The 22,556-nt window shown below is 63.8% G+C and carries 24 protein-coding genes; 2 read left to right on the top strand and 22 right to left on the bottom strand.

Features of this window, described 5'->3' with window-relative positions; all coding sequences use genetic code 11:
- Nucleotides 1-125: 125 nt before the first annotated feature.
- On the top strand, nucleotides 126-1,385 hold the full coding sequence (gene fabF, locus art_RS05430; protein WP_038462999.1) for a beta-ketoacyl-ACP synthase II: 1,260 nt from the start codon (nucleotides 126-128) through the stop codon (nucleotides 1,383-1,385).
- A gap of 291 nt (nucleotides 1,386-1,676) precedes the next feature.
- On the opposite strand, the gene art_RS05435 is transcribed toward fabF, so the two are convergent.
- The 20 genes from art_RS05435 to ffh form a co-directional block, all read right to left on the bottom strand.
- On the bottom strand, nucleotides 1,677-2,180 hold the full coding sequence (locus art_RS05435) for a DUF3145 domain-containing protein (protein WP_038463001.1): 504 nt from the start codon (nucleotides 2,178-2,180) through the stop codon (nucleotides 1,677-1,679).
- A 214-nt stretch (nucleotides 2,181-2,394) separates the two neighbouring features.
- On the bottom strand, nucleotides 2,395-3,330 hold the full coding sequence (locus art_RS05440; protein ID WP_038463003.1) for a tyrosine recombinase XerC: 936 nt from the start codon (nucleotides 3,328-3,330) through the stop codon (nucleotides 2,395-2,397).
- A gap of 99 nt (nucleotides 3,331-3,429) precedes the next feature.
- Nucleotides 3,430-4,464 carry an LCP family protein gene (locus art_RS05445; RefSeq protein ID WP_038463005.1) on the bottom strand — a complete coding sequence of 345 codons (1,035 nt, stop codon included), beginning with the start codon at nucleotides 4,462-4,464 and terminating at the stop codon, nucleotides 3,430-3,432.
- A gap of 101 nt (nucleotides 4,465-4,565) precedes the next feature.
- Complete coding sequence (gene dprA, locus art_RS05450; RefSeq protein ID WP_038463008.1) at nucleotides 4,566-5,756, bottom strand: DNA-processing protein DprA; 1,191 nt, start codon at nucleotides 5,754-5,756, stop codon at nucleotides 4,566-4,568.
- The gene (locus art_RS05455; RefSeq protein WP_038463010.1) at nucleotides 5,753-7,306 is read right to left on the bottom strand and encodes a YifB family Mg chelatase-like AAA ATPase; all 1,554 of its coding nucleotides are present in this window, start codon (nucleotides 7,304-7,306) and stop codon (nucleotides 5,753-5,755) included. The genes dprA and art_RS05455 overlap by 4 nt, the downstream gene beginning before the upstream one ends.
- Nucleotides 7,306-7,662: a YraN family protein gene (locus art_RS05460; protein WP_038468866.1), complete on the bottom strand. Its 357-nt coding sequence runs from the start codon at nucleotides 7,660-7,662 to the stop codon at nucleotides 7,306-7,308. Before art_RS05460 ends, art_RS05455 begins: the two co-directional genes overlap by 1 nt.
- A 243-nt stretch (nucleotides 7,663-7,905) precedes the next feature.
- Complete coding sequence (locus tag art_RS05465) at nucleotides 7,906-8,238, bottom strand: DUF2469 domain-containing protein (RefSeq protein WP_038463012.1); 333 nt, start codon at nucleotides 8,236-8,238, stop codon at nucleotides 7,906-7,908.
- Between the two features lie 56 nt (nucleotides 8,239-8,294).
- Complete coding sequence (locus art_RS05470; protein ID WP_038463015.1) at nucleotides 8,295-8,963, bottom strand: ribonuclease HII; 669 nt, start codon at nucleotides 8,961-8,963, stop codon at nucleotides 8,295-8,297.
- The gene (lepB, locus tag art_RS05475; RefSeq protein WP_038468869.1) at nucleotides 8,963-9,670 is read right to left on the bottom strand and encodes a signal peptidase I; all 708 of its coding nucleotides are present in this window, start codon (nucleotides 9,668-9,670) and stop codon (nucleotides 8,963-8,965) included. Before lepB (art_RS05475) ends, art_RS05470 begins: the two co-directional genes overlap by 1 nt.
- A gap of 254 nt (nucleotides 9,671-9,924) precedes the next feature.
- On the bottom strand, nucleotides 9,925-10,575 hold the full coding sequence (gene lepB / locus art_RS05480; protein WP_038463017.1) for a signal peptidase I: 651 nt from the start codon (nucleotides 10,573-10,575) through the stop codon (nucleotides 9,925-9,927).
- A gap of 13 nt (nucleotides 10,576-10,588) precedes the next feature.
- Nucleotides 10,589-10,948, bottom strand: coding sequence for a 50S ribosomal protein L19 (gene rplS, locus art_RS05485; RefSeq protein WP_038463019.1), 360 nt, complete (start codon nucleotides 10,946-10,948; stop codon nucleotides 10,589-10,591).
- Nucleotides 10,949-11,159: 211 nt separating this feature from the next.
- Nucleotides 11,160-11,966: a tRNA (guanosine(37)-N1)-methyltransferase TrmD gene (trmD, locus tag art_RS05490; protein WP_038463021.1), complete on the bottom strand. Its 807-nt coding sequence runs from the start codon at nucleotides 11,964-11,966 to the stop codon at nucleotides 11,160-11,162.
- Entirely contained in the window at nucleotides 11,966-12,568 is a 603-nt protein-coding gene (gene rimM / locus art_RS05495) for a ribosome maturation factor RimM (protein WP_038463023.1), read from the bottom strand. Before rimM ends, trmD begins: the two co-directional genes overlap by 1 nt.
- Nucleotides 12,569-12,702: 134 nt before the next feature.
- Nucleotides 12,703-12,945 (bottom strand): RNA-binding protein, encoded by a 243-nt coding sequence (locus art_RS05500; RefSeq protein ID WP_038463025.1) that lies wholly within the window; start codon nucleotides 12,943-12,945, stop codon nucleotides 12,703-12,705.
- A gap of 1 nt (nucleotide 12,946) precedes the next feature.
- Nucleotides 12,947-13,354, bottom strand: coding sequence for a 30S ribosomal protein S16 (rpsP, locus tag art_RS05505; RefSeq protein ID WP_038463027.1), 408 nt, complete (start codon nucleotides 13,352-13,354; stop codon nucleotides 12,947-12,949).
- 607 nt (nucleotides 13,355-13,961) lie between these two features.
- Complete coding sequence (locus tag art_RS05510; RefSeq protein WP_038463028.1) at nucleotides 13,962-14,414, bottom strand: hypothetical protein; 453 nt, start codon at nucleotides 14,412-14,414, stop codon at nucleotides 13,962-13,964.
- Nucleotides 14,415-14,471: 57 nt separating this feature from the next.
- Nucleotides 14,472-15,356, bottom strand: coding sequence for a VOC family protein (locus art_RS05515; RefSeq protein WP_038463030.1), 885 nt, complete (start codon nucleotides 15,354-15,356; stop codon nucleotides 14,472-14,474).
- A 104-nt stretch (nucleotides 15,357-15,460) separates the two neighbouring features.
- Nucleotides 15,461-15,985, bottom strand: a complete 525-nt coding sequence (locus tag art_RS05520; protein ID WP_038463033.1) for a GNAT family N-acetyltransferase — start codon at nucleotides 15,983-15,985, stop codon at nucleotides 15,461-15,463.
- Nucleotides 15,986-16,113: 128 nt separating this feature from the next.
- On the bottom strand, nucleotides 16,114-16,833 hold the full coding sequence (locus art_RS05525; protein ID WP_038463036.1) for an alpha/beta fold hydrolase: 720 nt from the start codon (nucleotides 16,831-16,833) through the stop codon (nucleotides 16,114-16,116).
- 278 nt (nucleotides 16,834-17,111) lie between these two features.
- A complete protein-coding gene (gene ffh / locus art_RS05530) occupies nucleotides 17,112-18,686 on the bottom strand; it encodes a signal recognition particle protein (RefSeq protein ID WP_038463038.1) in 1,575 nt (524 codons plus the stop codon).
- A gap of 366 nt (nucleotides 18,687-19,052) precedes the next feature.
- Here ffh and art_RS05535 point away from each other — a divergent pair, with 366 nt between their 5' ends.
- The gene (locus tag art_RS05535; protein WP_052136903.1) at nucleotides 19,053-20,510 is read left to right on the top strand and encodes a glucose-6-phosphate dehydrogenase; all 1,458 of its coding nucleotides are present in this window, start codon (nucleotides 19,053-19,055) and stop codon (nucleotides 20,508-20,510) included.
- 237 nt (nucleotides 20,511-20,747) lie between these two features.
- On the opposite strand, the gene art_RS05540 is transcribed toward art_RS05535, so the two are convergent.
- Both art_RS05540 and art_RS05545 read right to left on the bottom strand, forming a co-directional pair.
- The gene (locus art_RS05540) at nucleotides 20,748-21,086 is read right to left on the bottom strand and encodes a P-II family nitrogen regulator (protein ID WP_038463042.1); all 339 of its coding nucleotides are present in this window, start codon (nucleotides 21,084-21,086) and stop codon (nucleotides 20,748-20,750) included.
- On the bottom strand, nucleotides 21,083-22,441 hold the full coding sequence (locus art_RS05545) for an ammonium transporter (protein ID WP_038463044.1): 1,359 nt from the start codon (nucleotides 22,439-22,441) through the stop codon (nucleotides 21,083-21,085). The genes art_RS05540 and art_RS05545 overlap by 4 nt, the downstream gene beginning before the upstream one ends.
- Nucleotides 22,442-22,556 lie beyond the last annotated feature (115 nt).

Consider the following 22,556-nt stretch of genomic DNA (forward strand, 5'->3'; position numbering starts at 1 on the left):
CCGCACTAGCGGAACCTCCGCACCAGCGGAACGGGGCTTGTGGTTGGCCGGACCTGCAGGACACCGGCCAACCACTTATTTTCCCAATGTCCTTGCCCCCTAATTTTTTTGCAGAGAGTTGAACCATGGCCCGCAAAGTAGTCATCACCGGACTGGGCGCCACCACGCCCATTGGCGGCGACGTCCCGACCATGTGGATGAACGCCCTCAAAGGAGTCTCCGGCGCCCACACGCTCACTGACGACTGGGTGGAAAAGTACGATCTTCCCGTGCATTTCGCCGCCAAGGCATCAACTCCTGCCACTGAGGTGCTCAGCCGTGTAGAGGCCAAGCGCATGGACCCCTCAACACAGTTCGCTGTTGTTGCCGCCCGTGAGGCCTGGAAGGATTCCGGCCTCGAAGACGTCGACCACGACCGCCTCGCCGTCGCCTTTGCCACCGGAATCGGCGGCGTCTGGACCCTTCTCGACGCGTGGGACACCCTGCGTGAAAAGGGCCCCCGCCGCGTCCTGCCCATGACAGTTCCCATGCTGATGCCGAATGGCCCCGCAGCAGCCGTCAGCCTGGATCTGGGCGCCCGCGCCGGCGCCCACACTCCTGTCTCCGCCTGCGCATCAGGTACCGAGGCCCTGCACATCGGCCTTGAGCTCATCCGCTCAGGCAAGGCCGACGTCGTCATGGCCGGTGGCGCCGAAGCCGCCATCCACCCCATGCCGCTGGCTTCCTTCGCCGCCATGCAGGCCCTGTCCAAGCGCAATGACTCCCCGGAGACGGCATCACGGCCCTACGACATCAGCCGTGACGGCTTCGTCATGGGCGAAGGCGCCGGCGCGCTCGTGCTGGAAGCCGAGGAGCACGCCCTGGCCCGCGGCGCCCGCATTTACGGTGAGCTTGCCGGTACCGCGGTCACGGCCGACGCGTACCACATCACGGCTCCGGATCCCCAGGGACTGGGTGCCACCCGCGCCCTCAAGGCGGCCTTGTTCGACGCCCGGGCCCTGCCCGAGGACGTGGTGCATGTCAACGCCCATGCCACCTCAACCCCGGTCGGCGACAAGCCGGAGTACACCGCGCTCAAAGCGGCCTTGGGCGAGCACGTGGACAACGTGTGCGTCTCGGCCACGAAGTCGCAGATGGGGCACCTGCTGGGCGCCTCCGGGGCCGTCGAGTCGGTGCTGACCGTCCTCGCCGTTTACCACCGGCTGGCCCCCGTCACCATCAACCTGGAGAACCAGGATCCGGACATCCCGCTGGACGTTGTCACCGGAACCCCGCGTGAACTCCCCGAGGGCGAGATCATGGCGCTGAACAACTCCTTCGGCTTCGGCGGGCACAACGCCGTTGTTGCCATCCGCAGCACCGGCCCCAAGGTGGAGCTTCCGTAGCTTCCGACCTTTTCAACTGACCCTCAGCAAACGGCGTGTATACACGATTTTTACGTGATTTTCGCCGTTTGCTTGGGCCCGTGCCGGCGGGGTTCCTTGGCCGAGGTTCGAGGTTAGGGTGCCGGTGGGGTGGGTCAGTTTTTAATGTGCGCAGATTTGATGGGCGACGCCGGGACTGGCCTGTTCGGATGTCCAGCCTTCCAGCCGCCAACGACCGCGAGATCGCACTTGTGGCCCCAAATACGTGATTTGGGACCACAAGTGCGATCTCACGAAGGTGTTTGGGCGGGGTCAGCCGACGTGGTGGAGCCACCGGACGGGGGCTCCGGCTGCTGCGTGGCGGAAGGGTTCAAGCTCCTCATCCCAGGCCTCACCCAGTGCCAGTGAAAGCTCATGATAGACGGCCGACGGTTCACCCTTGCCCATTTCGTAGGCGTAGCGGATCCTATCCTCCGAGACCATGATGTTGCCGTGCACATCCGTCACTGCATGGAAGATGCCCAGTTCGGGGGTGTGTGACCAGCGTGAGCCGTCGACGCCCGCACTGGGCTCTTCCGTCACCTCGTAGCGCACATTGGCCCAGCCGCGAAGCGCCGAGGCAAGGCGGGCACCGGTTCCGGCTGGTCCGCGCCAGTTAAGTTCGGTGCGCAGCACATTGGGCGCAGCGGGCTGTGCAGTCCACTGCAAGTCCGTGCGCTGATCCATCACCCCGGCAATGGATGACTCAATATGTGGGCACATGACAGCCGGGGCTGAGTGTACAAACAGGACACCGCGCGTGGTTTCCACTTTCATTCCATCCTCCATTGCAGTAGGTGCGTCTTCCCCAACGACCTTCTCCAGGATGAAAATATGTGTGCACGGAGCCTTGCAAACCGGCCCTTGTTGCCCGGACAAAGCGTCCGGCCTTTAGCTTTTGAGCGTCAGCTCCCTCTCATTGTGCCGTAGCGAAGCAAATTACGCCACCGCGCTACCTGAGATGACTTGCGCGTGTACACCCTGTAGCCCTTCAGGCCCGTGGATGAGCCGTGCGGTAGCTCTCCCGCAACCGCTCCACCGAGACATGCGTATACAACTGCGTGGTTGCGAGTGAGCTGTGGCCCAGAATTTCCTGAACAGCTCGCAGGTCGGCTCCGCCGTCCAGCAGATGTGTTGCGGCGGAATGGCGCAGCGTGTGCGGGCCCGTGGCGGAGGTGTCGCCCAAGGAGGCCAGGCCCTTGTCCACTACCGTCCGCACCGTGCGCGGGTCGATGCGCCCGCCGCGCTGGCCCAAAAATAGTGCCGCACCACTGTGTGGCTGGTGCAGCTTGTTCCGGCCCAGGCGCAGCCACTGACCAAGTGCCGTGTCCGCTGGCACACCAAAGGGCACCGTGCGTTCCTTGTCACCCTTGCCCAGGACGGTGACTGTGCGGCGTTCCCGGTTCACATCATCAACGTCCAGGCCGCTCAGTTCACCGACGCGGATGCCTGTGGCGTAAAGAAGTTCGACAACGGCCAGGTCTCGCAGGGCGATGGGCTCCAGGGCCTGTGCGGCTTCCCCCATGTCGTCCAGGAGCCGGCCGAGCTGTTGCTGCTGCAGGACTGCCGGGAGGGTTTTTTCTCGCTGCGGAGCCTTGAGCCGCAACGCCGGGTCCAGGGGAATAAGTTCCTCCCGCACGGCCCATGCCGTGAAGCTGCGTGCCGTGGCTGCCCGTCTGGCCAACGTGGAGCGTGCCAGCCCGGCAGCGTTTTGCTCACCCAGCCAGCGCCTTAGCGACCCCAGGTCCAATTGTCCCAACTCGGTGTTGCCCTCGGTGACCGCGTGGATGAGCAGGGTGTCGAGGTCGCCGCGATAGGCACGGATGGTGTGCTCCGAGCGGCCCCTCTCGGCACGCAGGTAGCGTTCAAAAGCCTCGGCGGCCTGGGCCAGTGCCGGAGGCAGGGCGCTGCGTTCTTCGTGATCCACCCTTCAACTGTGCGTTCTGCGGGTGCTGCGGGCAAGCCCCCCCGCCGGGATTCCCAGTATTTTTGTGTGACGGGCGTTGCAAAGTGCTCCGCCTGTGCACTATCCGAGCCCGGCCCCCGCCAGGTACGTCGCCAGCGTGTCATCCTTCAGCGCCTGCGAGATGGCAGCGATGGCAGCGTCATCCTTGATCACAATTGACTGCCCGTCTGCACTGGTTCCTGTCCCCAGGGTGGGCAGGGTGAAGGAGTGCACGTCGGAGCCGCTGACACTTTTTAGGCTGACTGCGAGCGCGCCAACAGTCGCCGAGGTGAGTCCCGTATCAACGCTGATGTAGGGGGACACCTGGTTCACGAGGTCATTGACCTTGAGCGGGTTGCTCAGGGTGGCCGGAGACAGTATCCCGCTGAGCACGGCTTTGAGGAAGATCTGTTGGTCCTTCACACGCTGGTAGTCCCCGTCGCTAAAGGCATAACGTTCACGGACAAAGGCCAACGCCTGGTCGCCGTCGAGTTTTTGCGGACCCGCAGAAAAGGTGAAGTTCCCGTCCATGGTGGTAAAGGCCAGGGGGACATCGACCTCAACTCCGCCCAGGGCGTTGGTGATGGCCTTGAAGCCCTCAAAGTCCACTATGGCCACGTGGTCAATGCGGCTGCCAAACATCCCCTCGAGCGTTTCCACCACGAGCGGCACCCCGCCAAACGCCATGGCGGCGTTGATTTTTGCCTCCCCATATCCGGGGATGTTCACCCAGGTGTCGCGCATGACGGACATCAGGAAGATGTTCTTGCGATCGGCCGGGATGTGAACCCACAACATGGTGTCCGAGCGCTGGTCGGAGGCTGTTCCCTGCTCGGCAAGGTTCAGCCCGTCGCCGCGGCTGTCACTGCCCAGCAGCAGGATGTTCACGGCGTTTGCAGCCGGACCCTGCACAGGTTTTTCCGGGCGCAGTGTTTCCGCGGGGAAGGCGGTGGGAATTTTCACCGTCTGGGTGTCGAAGCTGCGGCCCAGGTTGGCAATGAACCCGACACTCACCAGAGCTGCCACCAAGAACAGCCCCAGCACGACGAACAGCACGGTACGTCTACGGTTGCGGCGCCGCCGCAGCGGAACGTCCGGGTGCTCTTCGATGCCCATGTGCTTATCTTGCCACTGCACGACGTCGTTTGTCTGCGGTTTGTTTGACCCCACCCTGACAAGTGCTGGCCGGGGCCGGTCAGGTGCAGGGCGGAGTCCGGCTATTGGCTGCGCCGCTTCCAGCCGCCTCCCACCCGTTCAGCCAGTCCCAGCGATTCAAGCCGGCCCAGACCCGACAGGACCGTAGCCGGACTCAACCCGGCCACCACGCACAACTTATCCAGCGTTGTGGCAGTACGCAGGGGCAGTGCGTCGAGCAGCAGCAGGTCCGAGGTGCCCAAGCCGTCGTAAATGGCTGCCTCCACCGGCTGGTCGGGGCGCAGGTTCTCCCCCGCCGCCCCTGCCAGCTCGGCGATGTCCGCGGCGTCGGTGACACAAACTGCCGCACCTTCGCGCAACAGTCTGTGGCAGCCTGCGGAATTTGCTGAGTAGACCGAACCCGGAACGGCTCCCACCGTCCTGCTGAGCATCTCAGCATGGCGGGCGGTGTTCAGCGCCCCTGAACGCCAGCGTGCCTCCACCACAACTGTCACCTGGCACAGGGCAGCTATGAGGCGGTTGCGCTGCAGGAACCTGTAGCGGGTGGGGTTGGTGCCCGGTGGCACCTCTGCAACAACCAGGCCGCGTTCGGCAATGGTGCGCAGCAGCTCGTCATTCCCTGATGGATAGAACCTGTCCACTCCCCCTGCCATGACGGCGATCGTGACCGGGACCCCGGGTTCAGCGGAGGCACTGAGCGCCCCCCTGTGTGCATTGGCGTCAATGCCATAGGCCCCGCCGCTGATCACCGTGTAATGGCGCTGCACCAGCGAATGGGTGATCTCGCCCGTGACGTTGGCTCCGTAGCTGGTGCTGTCCCGGGAGCCAACCACGGCGATGCACCGTTCCTGGGCCGGAATGTCCCGGACGTTTCCCCGGCACCACAAGGCAATGGGCGCACCCAGCTCCAGGTCGTCCAGCGCCCGCGGCCAGTGCGGGTCCTCCGGCACCAGCAGGCTCCCGCCCAGCCTCGCCAGGGTGGCAAGGTCGCGCTCGGGTGACACGTCGGCAAGTCGCGGGCGCCACCTGCCCAGCACGTCGGCCAGTCCGCTCCAGCTTTCCGTTCCGGCGTCCTGCAGCGCCTCGGTCATCTCCTGTTCCACCTTGGGGTGGGTGGAGTCGCTGCCTCGGATGAACGCCACGGCATCCTCGGGCCCCAGTACCCGGATCAGGGCCAGCCCGGGCATGTCCGAGGGCTCCATCAACCGTGTCAGTGCCGCACGGGCGATCTGCACGCCGCTGTTGTTGTTCATAGTCCTTCTCCTCGCTGCCGCAATGTCAGTGCCAAGCCAACGTCGTCGCTGTCCGGACGTTCCCTGCCCTGTAGATCTGCCACGGTCCAGGCAAGCCGCAGCACACGGTCGTATCCCCTTGCGCTGAGCACGCCGGTGCCCATGGCCCGGTCCAGCAATGCCGTGCATTTGCCGTCCATCTTCAGCGGCCCGCGCAGAATCCGCCCCGTCATTTCCGCATTGTGCACCAAGCCCCAGCGCCGCAGCCGTTCCTTGGCCATGTTCCGCGCCAACTGCACCCGTTTCGCCACGTCAGCGCTTGATTCCCGCGGACCGGAGTCTGCCAATTGGGACAGTTGCACCTTGTTGACCTGCAACTGAATGTCAACCCTGTCCAACAGCGGTCCTGAGAGCCTGCCGAAGTAGCGCCGGCGCGCCATGGGCGTGCATTCACAGTTGATGCCCTTGCCCGTGGCCTTCCCACAAGGACAGGGGTTCGCGGCCAGCACCAACTGAAACCGGGCAGGGTAGGCGGCTGCGCCGGCGGAGCGGTGCAGCACCAGTTCGCCGCTCTCCAACGGCTGGCGCAGGGCATCCAGCACCCGTTTGTCGAACTCAGGCGCTTCGTCCAAAAATAGAACACCCCGGTGTGCCCGCGACGCCGCACCCGGACGGGGGATGCCGCTGCCCCCGCCAATGATCGCGGCGGTGCTGGCTGAATGATGAGGATGCTCGTACGGCGGCCGGCGCACCAGATCAAGAAGGCCCGAACCCCTGTGCTCCAGTGATTGGATGGCCGTTACCTCCATGGCGTCGCCGTCACTGAGGTCGGGCAACAGGCCAGGCAGCCGCTCGGCCAGCATGGTTTTGCCGGATCCGGGCGGGCCAACCATCATCAGGTGGTGCCCGCCTGCGGCCGCAATTTCCAGGGCCAGCCGTGCCACTGGCTGCCCGGCCACCTCAGAGAGGTCCACGGCGCGCTCAACGGCACCCCCATCCGCCTCGGCCGCGTCATGGACGGCGGCTGCTTTCCAGTCTCCGGCCAGCCGCACCAGGTTATTAGGGTCGGCGTTGAAGTCCATGGCCACGTCGGCCAAACACTCGAAGGCCCGCACCCTGACACCCTTGACCAGCTTCCCCTCAGCCACATTGGCTGGGGCAACAACGACGTCCTTGTGTCCCGCTGCGAGGGCTGCCAGCACGGCCGGCAGCACCCCGCGCACTGGTCTGAGCCTCCCGTCCAGTCCCAATTCAGCAATGAACACCGTCCTACCGGTCCCGCGCACATCCCCTGCAGCTTCCAGGGCCGCCATCACGATGGCCAAGTCAAATCCCGAGCCGCGTTTTGGCAGGGATGCCGGGATGAGGTTGACGGTGATTTTTCGGCGGCTCAGGGGGATGCCGGAATTTTGGGCTGCTGAGCGGATTCGTTCGCGCGCCTCTGACAAGGAAGCGTCGGGAAGGCCAAGCAGGATGAAATTTGGCAGCGTCTGGCCAATGTCGGCCTCGACCTCGATCACGTGCCCATTCAGCCCCACGAGCGCCACCGCCAGGGCCCGTCCAACACTCATCACGCCACACCCTTGAGGTGATCGATGCTGGGCGGGTTGTCCCCGTCCATGATGATCCCCACCGCGTCGATCCGGATGGTGCCGTAAACCTGGTCATGCGACCGCGCCCACAGCACCGCCAGGGTCCTCAGGCGCAGGAGCTTGGCCCGCGTCAACGCTTCCAGAGGGTCGCCGTACCGCCGGGACCTGCGCGTTTTCACCTCAACGATGACAAGTTCGTCCCCGTCGAGGGCCACCAGGTCAATTTCACCGTTGGGACACCGCCAGTTGCTGTCAATGACCCGGATGCCGCGGTCCTCCAGGAAGTCCGCGGCGGCCCATTCACCTGTCTGACCCAACACATCTTTTGCTTTCATGACTGCCTCCACAGCCAGCATTGCCGCGTTTACCGGCGCAAAAAAGCCCTCTCAACGAAAATGTGGACAGCTGTCCGAGGATGCCTGCCTGTGGAGGAATCAATGCTGGACTGGCAGCGTGAGGGCGAGCCACTGCATGTTGCCGACAGGCACACGTCAAGTGCTGCCGCGTCGGGGAAAACACCCCAGAAGATGCTGCCGCGTGTGAAGATGGTTACGCGGGCGGGCGAAGGCTTGGTTGCGTCAGCCCAGGGGGCCGAGCTGGCCGTCCTTTGGGACCTGCAGGTCGTCGGTCTTGACCAGTTCCTCAACGTTGACGTCCTTGAAGGTGATGACCCGGACGTTTTTCACGAAGCGGGCCGTCCTGTACACATCCCACACCCACGCGTCCTGCAGTGTGAGGTCGAAGTAGACCTCACCGTCGGCCGACCGTGCCTGCAGATCCACGTGGTTGGCCAGGTAAAAACGGCGTTCGGTTTCGACCACGTAGCTAAACAGGTTCACCACGTCACGGTATTCCCGGTAAAGCTGCAGCTCCATGTCGGTTTCGTAGTTTTCCAGATCCTCAGCGCTCATGCTTCCATCATCCATCACTTCGGGCCCAGTTACGCAACGGGCGGTTTGCAGGGTGTTTAGACGAGCCGCCAGCTCTTGCGGTGGTGGTCGGTGGGGCCGTGTTCGACAATGGCGGCACGGTGGGCGGCGGTGCCGTACCCCATGTTGGAATCCCAGCCAAACACCGGAAACGCCCCGGACAATTCCGTCATCATGGCATCGCGCTCAACCTTGGCGAGCACACTGGCGGCGGCGACCGACAGGCACGTCAGGTCGGCCTTGATGCGGGTCTGGATCGCCCAGGGTGCAGGCTCCGCCGCGCCACCTGCCATGGCGGCCGTGAACAAATCCACCTCGGGTTCGGAGAGCCAATCCTGGTTACCGTCCAAAATAACAAAGTCTGGGATCAGTGTTGCGGCGGCCTGCGCCAACGCGCGGGATCCGGCCAGGCGCAACGCGGCAACCAGGCCAAAAGCATCAATTTCCGCAGGCGTGGAATGCCCGACGGCGCTTGCCGCCGCCCAGTCGATGATGGCCGGCACGAGGGCCTGCCGGACTGGGACACGCAGCAGCTTGCTGTCCTTCACGCCCGGCAGTTCGGTAGCCGTGGCAGCGTCGATGATGACCACCCCGACGCTGACGGGGCCGGCCAGCGAGCCGCGGCCCACTTCATCGCATCCAGCCACAAACTTATAGCCTTGGGCTGCCAGCTCGCGTTCCCATTCAAGGGTGGGTGAGGCCGCCACTACTGGCCTGCCGAAACAGGCTGCGGGGAGGAGACGCCGGCACTCTGGGGTGCCGGAACCTCCGTGAAGACATCCGGGTAGTTACCTAGGATGCCCCAGTGGGACAGCGGCCAGGCGATGACCAGCGCCCTGCCCTCGACGTCATCGATCGGCACGAAACCGGTGCTGTTGGTGGCTTGATGGAAGCGGGAGTCTTGGGAGTTGTTCCGGTGGTCCCCCATGACCCACAGGTGTCCTTCGGGCACGGTCACCTCAAAGGTCATGTCCGACGGCGATGCCCCCGGATAGAGGTAGGGCTCGGTGATGGCCTGGCCATTGATGCTCAGCTTGCCGTCGGCATCGCAGCACTTGACCTTGTCGCCGGGCAGGCCGATGACGCGCTTGACGAGGTGTTGCTGGGAGCTGTCAGGAATCAGGCCGATGAACGTGCCGGCCTGTGTCAGCCAGTTCTGGGGCGCCTCGTCAACCGGGGCCAGCCAGCCCTGGCTGTCCTTGAAAACAACCACGTCGCCGCGCTCAATGGCGATGGGTTTGGGCACCAGGAGGTTGACGAAGATCCTGTCGTCAACCTGCAGGGTGTTCTCCATGGAACCCGAGGGAATGTAGAAGGCCCGGAACAGGAACGTCTTAATAAGGAAGGACAGCACCACGGCAATGGCGATGATGGTGAGAATTTCCTTGCCCCACGCCAGCGCCTGGCGAGCCAAACGCTGGCCGGAAGTGCCGCCGTCGTCCGTCCCGGAAGAACCGGAAGGAGCCAAAGGAGAGGCAGAAGCGGCCGGGGCATCCCCTGGTTCCTGGTTCAGGTGCCGGGCACGCAGGTCCTGGCGGACACGGTCGGCAGAGGGCACAGTCGGCTCGGCGGACCCGCTGGCAGAGGGCACAGTCGGCTCGACGGGCCCGGTGCGCTCAGGTTCCTGCGGCTCACTATCGTGGTTCAACGTTTAGTTCCTTAGCAAAGTCAGTATTTGTCGCTGTAAATCGCATGGATCCGGCCCAGCGGCCACACATTGGCCACCGGTGAGCCAATGACCATCGAGGAGGAGATCAGTCCGCCGCCGGGAGCACCCAGCAGCGACCGGGAGTCCAGGGACACGCTGCGGTGATCGCCCATAAGCCACAACTTACCCTGTGGAACGATGACCTCGAAGGGCAACTCGCTGGGCGCATCCCCCGGATACAGGTAAGTCTCGGTGACGGGGACGCCGTTGATTTCCAGCAGGCCCGCAGGCGTGCAGCACTTGACGGTGTCGCCGGCGACGCCCAGGACGCGCTTGACGTAAATGTTGTCGTTGGGCAGTACACCAAGCCACTGGCCGGCACCCACCAGACCGTCGGCAACCGGCCCGGCGCCGGATTTCCAAGGTGCGAAGGAACCGCGCCCGTCAAACACCACCACATCCCCGCGCTGGATGGGTTCATTGGTGAAGGCCAACCGGGAGACCAGCACGCGGTCGCCCGTGAGCAACAGCGGTTCCATAGATTCCGAGGGGATGTAGTAGACATCCATCCACACATTGCGGACCAGGGCCAGGAACAAGAAGATCAGTGCCACTGCTAAAACAACAAAACGCCAGCCCAGTTTCCTGGACTGGCGTTTCGCTTGAGTCAAAGTGCGATTCCCGTTACTTGGCAGGAACGGCGTCGCGCTTTTCCTTGATCTTTGCAGCCTTGCCGCGCAGGTTGCGCATGTAGTACAGCTTGGCGCGGCGAACATCACCCTTGGTGACAACTTCGATCTTGTCCAGGACCGGGGAGTGTACCGGGAAGGTACGCTCTACACCGACGCCGAAGGAGATCTTGCGGACCGTGAAGGTCTCGCGGAGGCCATCGCCGTGGCGGCCAAGGACGAAGCCCTTGAAAACCTGAACACGTGCGCGTGAACCTTCAATGATGTTCACGTGAACGTTGAGGGTGTCGCCGGCGCGGAACTCGGGGATGTCGCTGCGCAGGCTGGCTGCGTCAACAGAATCGAGAAGATGCATTTTTCTCACTCCAGGTAAACGCCACAGGTCATTTACTTTGTGTCACGCAATCCACGGACGGCTCAGGGCCAGTCATGGAATGCGAAAGAAATTGGACCGGATACCGTGAATGGATCACCGGTGTGCCGCTCTGTTGACGAACGCTCCCCCTGTGGCAGGAACGCGCCCAGTAGGCACATCTATTTATTTTGCCATATGCACGGCGCTGGCGCTAATTGGCGTCAGTTTCCGGCCGTTTTACTGCATTCCCCTGGTCGACGGCGTACCCCAGTTCCCAGAGCACGTTGCGTTCCGTTTTGCTCAAGTTGGTGGCGTCCAGGGCCTCGATCAGGTCGGGCCGGCGGTCCGCCGTGCGGCGCAGCTGCAGTTCCCTGCGGAACTTGGCGATTTTGGCGTGGTTGCCGCTGAGCAGCACCTCGGGGATCTCCCGGTCGCGCCAGTTGGACGGCTTCGTGTAGACCGGGTATTCCAGAAGCCCGTCGGAGTGCGATTCCTCAACGAGCGATTCGGGGTTGCCCACCACGCCGGGGATCAGCCGGCCGATGGCCTCAACCATGGCCAGCACGGCCACTTCGCCGCCGTTGAGGACGTAGTCGCCGAGGCTGACGGGGCGGACCGTGTACTGATCCGCAGCCCATTCCAGCACGCGCTCGTCAATGCCTTCGTAGCGTCCGCAGGCGAAGACCAGGTGGTCTTCCTCGGCCAGCTCGTAGGCCAGTTTCTGGTTGAACACCTCCCCCGCAGGTGAGGGAACGATCAAGGTGGGCCGTGCGCCGTCGGGCACGGGGGAAGCAGCCGCAATGTCGGTGAGGGCCTGCGCCCACGGCTCGGGCTTCATGACCATGCCAGCGCCGCCGCCGTACGGGGTGTCGTCGACGGTGCGGTGGCGGTCCTGCGTGTAACTGCGCAGATCGTGGACGGCCAGCTCCAAGATCCCCTCGGTGCGGGCCTTGCCAATGAGGCTCAGGTCAAGGGGCGCCAGGTATTCGGGGAAGATGCTGACAACATCAAAACGCATTACTTTCCGGAGCCTTCCGTGCCGTCAGCGCCGTCAGTGCCGTCAGCCGGGCTGCCGTCGAGGTCCGCGGCTTCGCCCGATTCGTCGCTCGCGGTGGCCTCCTTGTTCACGGTGAACAGGCCGGCGGGAGGGGTCAGCAGCACATAGCCGTCCTCGATGTTCACTTCCGGGACGATCTCGTCGACGAAGGGAACCAGGACCTCATCGCCCTCATTGTCTTCGACGATGAGCAGATCCTGCACGGCCAGGGTCCGCAGCCCGGTCACCTTGCCAACCACAGCGTTGCCAACCCGCACCTGAAGGTTCAGCAGCTCGTGTTCGTACCAGGCGTCGTCGTCCTCGTCCTCATCGGCCTCTAAGAACATGGTGGCGCCACGAAGCAGCTCCGCCTCGTTGCGGGTGGTGGTGCCCTCGAAACCGAGCAGGAGAATGTCCTTGTTCCAGCGCGAGCTCTTCACGGTCAGGGTGCCGATCTTCGCCGGCTCCACCACGAACTCGGCGCCGACGGCGAACCGGGAATCGGGGGCGTCGGTGAGGACCAGAACGGTCACTTCTCCCTTGATGCCGTGGGGCTTGCCAATCCGGGCAACCTGAACCTGCATGAGTACTCCTAAGTACTTTTGTCAAAATTATGGGGAAAAAATTTGGCCCCGTCACCATTATGGTGCCGGGGCCAAACGTTTGGCTTTACTGCTGAAAACTTGGTGCAGCCTTAGCTGCGCAAGCTCCGGGCAGGTTAGCGGCGGCGGTCCGTGTCAACAACATCAACACGCACCGGCTCGCCGTGGGCCAGAGCGGCAACCACTGTGCGCAAGGCACGGGCGGTGCGGCCCTGGCGGCCAATAACCCGGCCCAGATCGTCCTGGTGAACTCGCACCTCGAGGGATTCCCCGCGGCGGTTGTTCTTGACGCTCACCTTGACGTCCTCGGGAGAGTCAACTATCCCGCGAACAAGGTGCTCCAGCGCTTCAGCCAACAAGCTACTCGGCCTCGGTGCTCTCGGCTGCCTCTGCCTCGTCAGCCTTCTTGGCCTTCTTGGTGATGGCTTCCTTGACAACAACGTTCTTGGCTTCGGGAGCAACGAATGCAACCTTCGGAGCCTTGACCCTCAAGGTGCCTTCGGCGCCCTTGATGCCCTTGAACTTCTGCCAGTCACCGGTGATCTTCAAGAGCTTGAAAACCTGCTCGGACGGCTGTGCGCCGACGCCGAGCCAGTACTGTGCACGATCGGACTTGACCTCAATGAATGAAGGCTGTTCGGTCGGGTGGTACTTGCCGATCTCCTCGATGGCACGGCCGTCACGCTTGGCGCGTGAGTCCATGACGACGATGCGGTAGTACGGTGCGCGCATTTTACCAAAGCGCTTAAGGCGAATCTTTACGGCCACTTTTGTGGTTACTCCTGGTTCGAAAAAGGGGCGAAATCCGTTTTACGCTCCCGTGGGGCGGGCCGTGCGGCGGACTTCTAAGGACAGGATCATCACACGGAGAGAGGGGCCATGCGGATCGAGTACCTGTCCATTATGCCAGAGAAACGTTGTTCCCCGCGACGTGTGACGACTTCCATTCCCAGTGTTCTCCACCACGTCCACTTTCACATCACTGTTCACCTGATGTTCGACGGCGCCCGGCCGCCGGTTTCGCCGTGGTGCGCCCGGGCCGGTGGCACAGCTGGGAAATGACACCGATCCTACTTTCGGCGCCCGGGATCCCGGGATCGCTTTGCGGGATCGGTGTCATTTTCGCTGGTGGAGCCGGAAGTGTGAACTCATGCGCACCACTCGTCATGAGTGATGCGTCCATGGTTGTCTCGTTCAATCAACAAGAAGTGAACGATTCACAACCAGCCTGACGTAGAGGGCTGCGTGTGTCACGGCAGGAATGCCGGAGACTACACAGTGCGAATGAAAATGCCGGCGCTTGACCCATTTGCCACAGGTCAAACCAAGGCAATTGCGTCAAACACCGGCATTTCTGGCAAGTCAGAGAGCTACTTTACTCGGCCGAGTAGTAGAACAAGCCCATCTTCGCGTTGTCCTCGGCAGCGGCCAGGGCTGCGGCAGACATGGCGGTCAGCGCCCGCAGCAGTGGTTCGGTCACTTCGGGCGTGGATTCCATTTCCTCGGCGGCGGCCCATTCGGCGGCCAGCTCGGCCACATCCTCGGGATCTTCAGGGGCGTTCAGTTCGGCAAACACCTCAAGGAGCGCATCGGGAACGGCATACAGGGTGTCGAGCTCGATGTCGACGAGGCTCAGCTCGGCTGCGACGCCCGTTGCATGGACCTTCTTGACGGCAAGTTCGCCCAGCACTTCAATCTCAAAATCGCTCAGGCCGGGCGTCGGCAGGACCGGCACGTCGATGGAGGGAGATTTTCCGGCCGTCCTGGCCTTGGCCCGGGCGACAGCCTGGTGGTGGTCGGCGATGAAGAACTCTGAGTAATTGGCCACGCATAAGCCTTTCAAGTTGATGGTCCGGGCCAGTAGCGCCCCGGGGCGCCCGCCGCTTTACATGACGGGCTGTACGGGATCAACACTAACGCGAATCCGATTTTTCCACGGATCGTCAAAGAGGAGCTCGGCACCGGTGTTGGCGACGGCAATGCCATGGTGGGTCAAACGCGCATGGAGGGCCCCGACGTCGTCCGCCTTGGGCAGCTGAATAAGCACCTCACCCAGGCCCAGCGTATCCTTGCGGGGGCCGGCGCCGCGGCTGTTCCATACGTTCATGGCCATGTGGTGGTGGTAGCCGCCGGCCGAAACAAACAGTGCCTGCCCGTGGAAGCCGGACGTCTTTTCAAAACCAAGCGTGTCGACGTAGAACTGCTCCGCAGTCTTGACGTCGCCAACCTGCAGGTGGACGTGCCCAATGTCGGCGACGGACTGGCGCTGGCCGGTGACGGATGCCTCGGTCAGGTGCTGCTCGAGGTAGTGCTGGGGCGAGAGCGCCAGGGAAGCCATCTCAACCTCTCCGTTCTTCCAGCTCCAGGCGTCGCGGGGTCGATCCCAGTAGAGCTCGATGCCATTGCCTTCCGGATCGGTGAAGTAGAACGCTTCGGATACCAAGTGGTCGGCGCTGCCAGCGAAGGCCTGAGGGCTGTACTGGGCGGCGGTGGCGACGGTGGCGGCAAGGGAGGACTGGTCAGTGAAGAGCAGGGCCGTGTGGAACAGGCCGGCCTCGCCGCGGCCGGGAATGTGCAGGCCGCCGGCAGGCTGGAGATGGACCAGCGGCGTGGCGCCGCGTCCCAGATACTGGCCGCCATCGGCTTCCGCGACGATGTCCAAGCCGAGGGCCTTCTGGTAATAGTTGCTCATCAGCGTCATGTCGCCCACCTTGAGCATCACGGTGCCCATGGTGAGGTCGGCGGACAGCAGGTCCTGTGTGGCGGTCATGTTCTCTCCAAGGTTCGTTGTAGTCATATAATAGCAAACTACTTGAAGCTTCAAGTTATTCCCGGGCGTGATCTTCCACCTCGACGAAAGGAACGGGCGTGATCTCACACCTCGACGAAAGGGGCAGGGCCCAGCCGCACCCTCATCGCAATCCTTGGCCCGAGTGCATCCAGTCCCAGCTTCTGCTCGTGATTTCGCACTTCCCTGAGCTCCTCCCCCGTGTCCTGTTTGTCGAGTTCAACGAAACCGCAGCTGGCGTAGAACGGGGCATTGAAGGGGACGTCCCGGAATGTGCACAGGGTCATGGTGTGGAACCCTGCCTCAAGGGCCCAGGCCTTCGCAGCCTGTACCAGCGCGCGGCCGATCCCCTGCCGGCCGTAGCCGGTGCCGACGGCAAGCTGTTCCAGGTGTGCCTGCCCGTCGACGATTTCAAGCCGTACAAAGCCCGTGGGCGGACGCCCGGCAACCATGATGTGAAAGGCTGCACCAAACTCTGCTGCCGTGCCGGGCGGAGGGAAGTCGGCAAGGCTGATGGCAGGGGTAAGCGTCTCAAAGACTTCGTCCGCTTCCGCCTCAATCGAGGGAAGCAACGCGAATTCACTCAAGGCCGCCGGCCGGATTTCCAACATGGGAAAAGCCTAGCGGCCGGGTGTGACATTCACAGCCTCCGGCGCCGAATCACGCCGCCGTCAGTCAGGCGCGAGTAGCCGCGAGTCGGCGCAGGCGCCGTCGGTCATTGTCAATAGGCCAGGTGGCCTCAGATGTCAGTGTCGGCTGCTGACTGGGCGCCATGCTCCGCGGCGTCGATGAACCGCTCAATATGCGCGGCCCCGTCCGTGGTGTCGTGCGGCCTGTGCCCGCTGCGGAGCACAATGTGCTGCGCGCCCGTGCTCTCCAAATAGGTTGCCGCCTCTTCATACAACGGCTCCCACCCACCCGTCAGCACCATGGTGGGCACCCCCGGAATGATGTGCAGCGGGGCGGCTGTTGACGGCAACTGCAGCCGCGCCCGCGCGGCCCTGCGGGAGGTGGATTCGTGGGGTCCGGACGAAGTGACGGCCAGCAGCGTGTTGAATTCCAGCAGGAATTCGGCATCGCCAAGCTCCGGGGCTCGGGCAAACAGTTCCTCAACACGACTGGAATAGGCAGCCGTGGCAGGCAGATCCACGGTCAGTGAGGGCAGCAGCGGCTCAACGAGTGTCAGGGTGCGGACCAGGTCCGGGCGCTGCACGGCCGCCATCATGGCAGCGACGGCTCCCTGGGCGTGGGCCACCACATGCCCACCGTTGCCAAGTGCATCGACGACGATGTCAGCGTCGGCGGCAAAGTCGGTCGCCAGGGGAGGCTCGACGGCGTCAAATCCGGTCCGCTTCAAAAAAAGAGCGTCGTAGTTCCCGGCCAGGCGGTGCTGGGCCGGCCAGGCGGCAGCGCCGTAGCCATCCATGCCGTGAACAAACACAATCCGGGTTTTACTCATTGAAACAGGCTACCGGTTGCCCCTGACATTGCCTTGTGTGCCCCCGGGACCGGATGCTGCGTGGGCGCCGATGACTGTCCTCAAGGACTGTCTGGATCGGCCATTCTCGTGTCCAATCCGGCCATTGCCGCACTTTTGCCCGGGGCCATGAGGAATCCGCCACACCAGGAACACGGCCGCGTCCGGCACACCACCACGGCGGAAGGCGCCGCTCAAAGCAAAAGGCCCCGTCCGGCGTCGTAATCAACAACGCGAGACGGGGCCCTTCGAAACAAAAACTACTTGCCCAGGAACTTCTCAAAACCCTTGGGCAGGTTCAGGCTGGACGGGTCAAAGTCCTCGGCGCCGGCACCGAATGCGGCACCCGTGGGCAGCGACTTGGGCGCGTTGGCCTTCTCCTGCGCGGCCTTCAGCTCGGCCGCGGCCTTGGCCGGATTGCCGGACTTGGCCTTCTTCTTGGGACCCTGCTTGCCCTTGCGGGCACTGTTGAAACCGCCGGGGCCGGCAACACCGGGCATGCCGGGGATGCCGCCACCCTGCGCCATCTTCTTCATCATCTTCTGGGCCTGGCCAAAACGCTCCAGCAAGCCGTTGACCTCGGAAACGTGGACACCCGAACCCTTGGCGATGCGGGCCCGGCGTGAGCCGTTGATAATCTTGGGGGCGACGCGTTCGTGCGGGGTCATGGAGCGCACGATCGCCTCGACGCGGTCGATCTCGCGCTCGTCAAAGTTCTCCAGCTGCTGACGCATTCCGGCGGCGCCTGGCATCATCATGAGCATCTTCTTCATGGAGCCCATTTTGCGGATCTGCTGCATCTGGGCGAGGAAGTCGTCCAGGGTGAAGTCTTCCTGGTCGGCGAACTTCTGCGCCATCCGTTCGGCTTCGCCCTTGTCCCAGTTCTTCTCGGCCTGTTCGATGAGCGTGAGCACATCGCCCATGTCCAGGATGCGGCTGGCCATGCGGTCCGGGTGGAACAGCTCGAAGTCGTCCAGGGATTCGCCCGTGGAGGCGAACATGACGGGCTTGCCGGTGATGGACGCCACAGAGAGGGCCGCGCCACCGCGGGCGTCGCCGTCGAGCTTGGTGAGGACGACGCCGGTGAAGTTGACGCCTTCGTTGAACGCCTGGGCCGTGTTGACGGCGTCCTGGCCGATCATGGCGTCGATGACGAAGAGGACCTCGTCGGGGTTGATGGCGGAGCGGATGTCCGCGGCCTGCTTCATCAGTTCGGCGTCGATGCCGAGGCGGCCGGCGGTGTCAACGATGACGACGTCGTACAGCTTGGTCTTGGCCTCGGCCAGACCGGCCAGGGCAACGGCCACGGGATCGCCGGTGGCGTTTTCAAATTCGCTGCTGACGCCGGGGTGTGGGGCGAAGACCGGGACCCCGGCGCGCTCACCGTTGACCTGCAGCTGCTTGACGGCGTTGGGGCGTTGGAGGTCGGCGGCAACCAGGAGCGGACTGTGTCCCTGGCCCTTGAGCCACTTGGAGAGCTTTCCGGCCAGGGTCGTCTTGCCCGCACCCTGCAAACCGGCCAGCATGATGACGGTGGGTGGGTTCTTGGCCAGGTTGATGCGGCGGGTTTCCCCACCCAAAATGGCGACGAGCTCCTCGTTGACGATCTTGACGATGTGCTGCGCCGGGTTCAGCGCCTCGTTGACCTCGGAACCCAGGGCGCGTTCGCGGACCTTGGCGGTGAACTCGCGCACCACGGGCACGGCAACGTCGGCATCCAAGAGGGCCCGGCGGATCTCGCGGACTGTGGCATCGACGTCGGCCTCGCTCAGCCGACCCTTGCCCCGCAGGTTCTTAAAAGTTGCTGTCAGGCGATCAGATAGGGAGTTGAACACGCGCCGCGCACTTCTTTCGTCAGGATTCACCAACGCCGGCGCGGCCAGACCAGCGGCCTGGCCGCGCACTGGACGCGGCAATTTACGTTATTCAGGATGAGACCGGCAGGACGGCTTTTGGGCCGACCCACTCCCTTTCCTGAGGGACTCAACTATCAAGGGTACCAACTGCGCGGCCCCTTCGCTGCACACGGCACCCAGCTCTGCCTGATGCACGGCCCATAGTTTATCCTGACCCAAAACATACAGTCCGCAGGGGCCACTGTCCACCAAATGACGTCCATAAGGTGGCATGCTGGGGACGTGATGAAAACCACTTCCGCCTCGAGTCCCGTTTATTCCGCCTCCGCCACTGCGTCGCACGCCATGCACGACGGCGGGTCCCCGGCTTCCGCGGCCGGCCCCGGCGGGCGGATCAAGACTTTGGTGATTTTGGGGGCCTCGGGTGATTTGACCGGGCGGCTCCTGCTGCCGGGCGTCGCCCGTCTCATTGCCTCGGGCCGGGCACCGGGGCTGTCCCTTGTGGGTGCCGGCAGCGATGACTGGACCGCACAAACGTGGCAGGGTCGCCTGACTAAGAGCTTTGCCGAGGCTCTCTCCGGCACCTCCGATGGCTCTTCCACGGGCGCCGGACGGGCGGAACTGGCCCGCGTGCAAAAGGGCAGCAGCTACCACCAGCTCGACGTCACGGCCAAGGGCGCATTGGGCGACTTCCTGAAAAGCGTGGAGGGACCCGTGGCCCTGTACTTCGCCCTGCCGCCGGCGGTGAGCCAAAAGGCGTGCGAGGTGCTTCGCAAGAAGGAACTTCCGGCGGGCACCCGCCTTGTCATGGAGAAGCCCTTTGGCTCCAGCACCGAATCGGCCCGGGAGCTCAATGCCACCCTCGCCGGGCTGGTGCCCGAGGACCACATTCACCGGGTGGACCATTTCCTGGGCAAGTCCACCGTCCTGAACATCATGGGGCTGCGCTTTGCCAACCGTTTGCTGGAGCACTCGTGGAACGGCGAACACGTGGAGAAGGTGGAGATCGTTTTTGACGAGTCCCTGACCCTGGAAAACAGGGCCCGCTACTACGACCATGCCGGCGCCGGCCGCGACATGATCCAAAGCCACCTGCTGCAGATCATGGCGATCATGGCCATGGAGCCACCGGCCACCCTGGAAGAGAACGACGTCCGCTCGAACATTGCCGCCGTGCTGCGGGCCAGCACCATCGGCCCCCAGGGCAGCACGGACTTCGCGGCGAACACCCGCCGGGCCCGCTACACGTCCGGGGCGATTGGGGACCGCCAGGTGCCCGACTACCTCGCCGAGGACGGCGTGGATCCTGCCAACGACACCGAGACGCTCGCCGAAGTTGAGGTCTACGTCAATAATTGGCGTTGGGCGGGCGTGCCGTTCATTCTGCGCTCCGGGAAGGCGCTGGGCCGCAGCCGCAAGGAAGCCGTGGTGACGTTCAAGCCAGTCCCCCACCTGCCTATTGGCTTCAAAGGCACCGATTCGCCCACCCGATTGCACATCGGTTTTGGCCCCGAAACCCTGACCCTTGACCTTGATGTCAACGGCCCCGGCGACCTCTTCACCCTTGACCGTGTCCAACTGGAGGCTGATCTGGGCAGCGATCCGCTCCTGCCCTATGGTGAAGTGCTCGACGGCGTGCTCAGCGCGGACCCGCTGTTGTCGGTGCGCGGGGACACTGCCGAAGAATGCTGGCGGATCGTGGAACCGGCGTTTGCCGCCTGGAAGTCCGGAGAGGTCCCCATGGAAGAGTACGCGGCAGGCTCGCCCGGCCCGGAGGACTGGCCCACCACCGCCGAGGTGTGAGATAACGCCCTGGTGCGCCACGTCCCCACCCCACCACACTCTGCCGAGATGTGCGATGACGCCCTGCCCCCACATGCCGAGATGTGCGATCACGCCCTGCCAGCTGACGCATCAGCGTAGCGAGGGGGCGTTATCGCACATCTCGACGGAACGGAGGGGGCGTCATCGCACATCTCGACGGAACGGAGGGGGCGTGATCGCACATCTCGACGGAGGGAAGAGCCGGGACGGAAGAGATCAGATGGCGGCGACTCCGCGTTCGCCGGTGCGAACCCGGACCGCCTCGTACACCTCAACCATCCAGGCTTTTCCGTCGCCGGCATTGCCGGTGTTGGAGCTGGCGACGATGATGTCCATGAGGTCGTAGGCCTGCTCATCGGAGGCCAGGACCTCAATGCGGACCTTGGCGTGCAGGTCAACCGTATATTCGGCACCGCGGTAAATTTCGGTGTGGCCGCGCTGGCGGCCGTAGCCGTGGGCGCTGCTGACGGTCAGCCCCTGGACGCCGTAGCTTTCCAGTGCACTGCGGACGTCGTCGAGCTGTTCGGGCCGGATGATGGCGGTGATGAGTTTCATGCGTCGACCTTTGTGTCACTGTGGTTGGCGGTTGTGGCGGCGGACTTAGCGGAAGATTCGCGCACTGGCTGGAAGCTGCCGGAGCTGCGCCCGCCAATGTCGTAGGCGGATTCGGCATGGATAGACACATCGATCCCGGCGGTTTCGTGTTCTTTGGAGATACGGAAGCCCATGGTCTTGTTGATGATCCAGCCGATGGCGTACGCCACGACGAAGGAGTACACCATGACGGCACCGGCGGCGATGGCCTGCTTGCCGAGCAGTTCCAGGCCTCCGCCGTAGAACAGGCCGACACCGCCGGCGGGTGAGTTGGGATCGGCGGCGAGGCCGATGAACAAGGTTCCCAGCAGGCCACCCACCAGGTGAACGCCGACGACGTCGAGCGAGTCATCGATGCCCAGGCGGTACTTCAGGCCAACAGCCATGGCGCACACGGCTCCAGCCAACAGGCCCAGAACGATCGACCACATGGGTGTCAGGGCTGAGCAGGCCGGGGTGATGGCCACCAGCCCGGCGACGGCGCCCGATGCGGCACCGAGAGAGGTTGCGTGGCCGTCGCGGAGCTTTTCCACCACGAGCCATCCGAGGATAGCCGCAGCCGGTGCGGCCAGTGTATTGATCCATGCGTAGCCTGCAACAGCATTGGCCCCCAGGGCCGAACCGGCGTTGAAGCCAAACCAGCCGAACCACAGCAGGCCCGCTCCGAGCATCACGAACGGAAGGTTGTGGGGGCGGTGGCTGGGGTCCTTGCCGAAGCCCTTGCGCTTGCCCAGGATCAGGGCCAGCGCCAATGCGGCGGCGCCGGCGTTGATGTGCACGGCAGTGCCGCCGGCAAAGTCGATCGCACCCAGGCCCTGCCCAATCCAGCCGCCGGTGGGGTTGCCGTTGGCGTCCTCCGTGAAGGAAAACACCCAGTGTGCCACGGGGAAGTAGACCACCGTGACCCAGATGGCGGCGAAGGTCATCCAGGCGCCAAACTTGGCGCGGTCTGCAATGGCGCCGGTGATCAGTGCCACCGTGATGATGGCAAAGACAGCCTGGAATCCCACGAAGACAATCTCCGGGATGGTGCCGACCAGCGGGGCGCCGTCGCCGGTGTCAAGGACGCCCTGCAGGCCCGGTTTTTCCAGTGGATTGCCGAGCAGCCCCCCGCCGGCGTCCGCACCGAAGGCTGCGGAGTAGCCGAAGAGGACCCACAGGACGGCGACGAGGCCGATGGCGCCGAAGCTCATCATCATCATGTTCAGGACGGACTTGGCACGGGTCATGCCGCCGTAGAAGAATGCGAGGCCCGGTGTCATCAGCAGCACCAGGGCTGCCGAGATAAGGACCCATGCTGTATCGCCAGTGTTCATTGGCCTGGCCTTTCATTGCAAGAGTTGTTGCCTGCCGCATCGTTGGGGCTGTGCACTTTGGACTCTTACAATGCTGTGTTGCGCTTGTTTCACAACAGCGCGGAGAAGGTTTCCA

Origin of the sequence: Arthrobacter sp. PAMC 25486 (assembly GCF_000785535.1) — a bacterium.
In the GTDB taxonomy this organism is placed as follows: Bacteria; Actinomycetota; Actinomycetes; order Actinomycetales; family Micrococcaceae; genus Specibacter.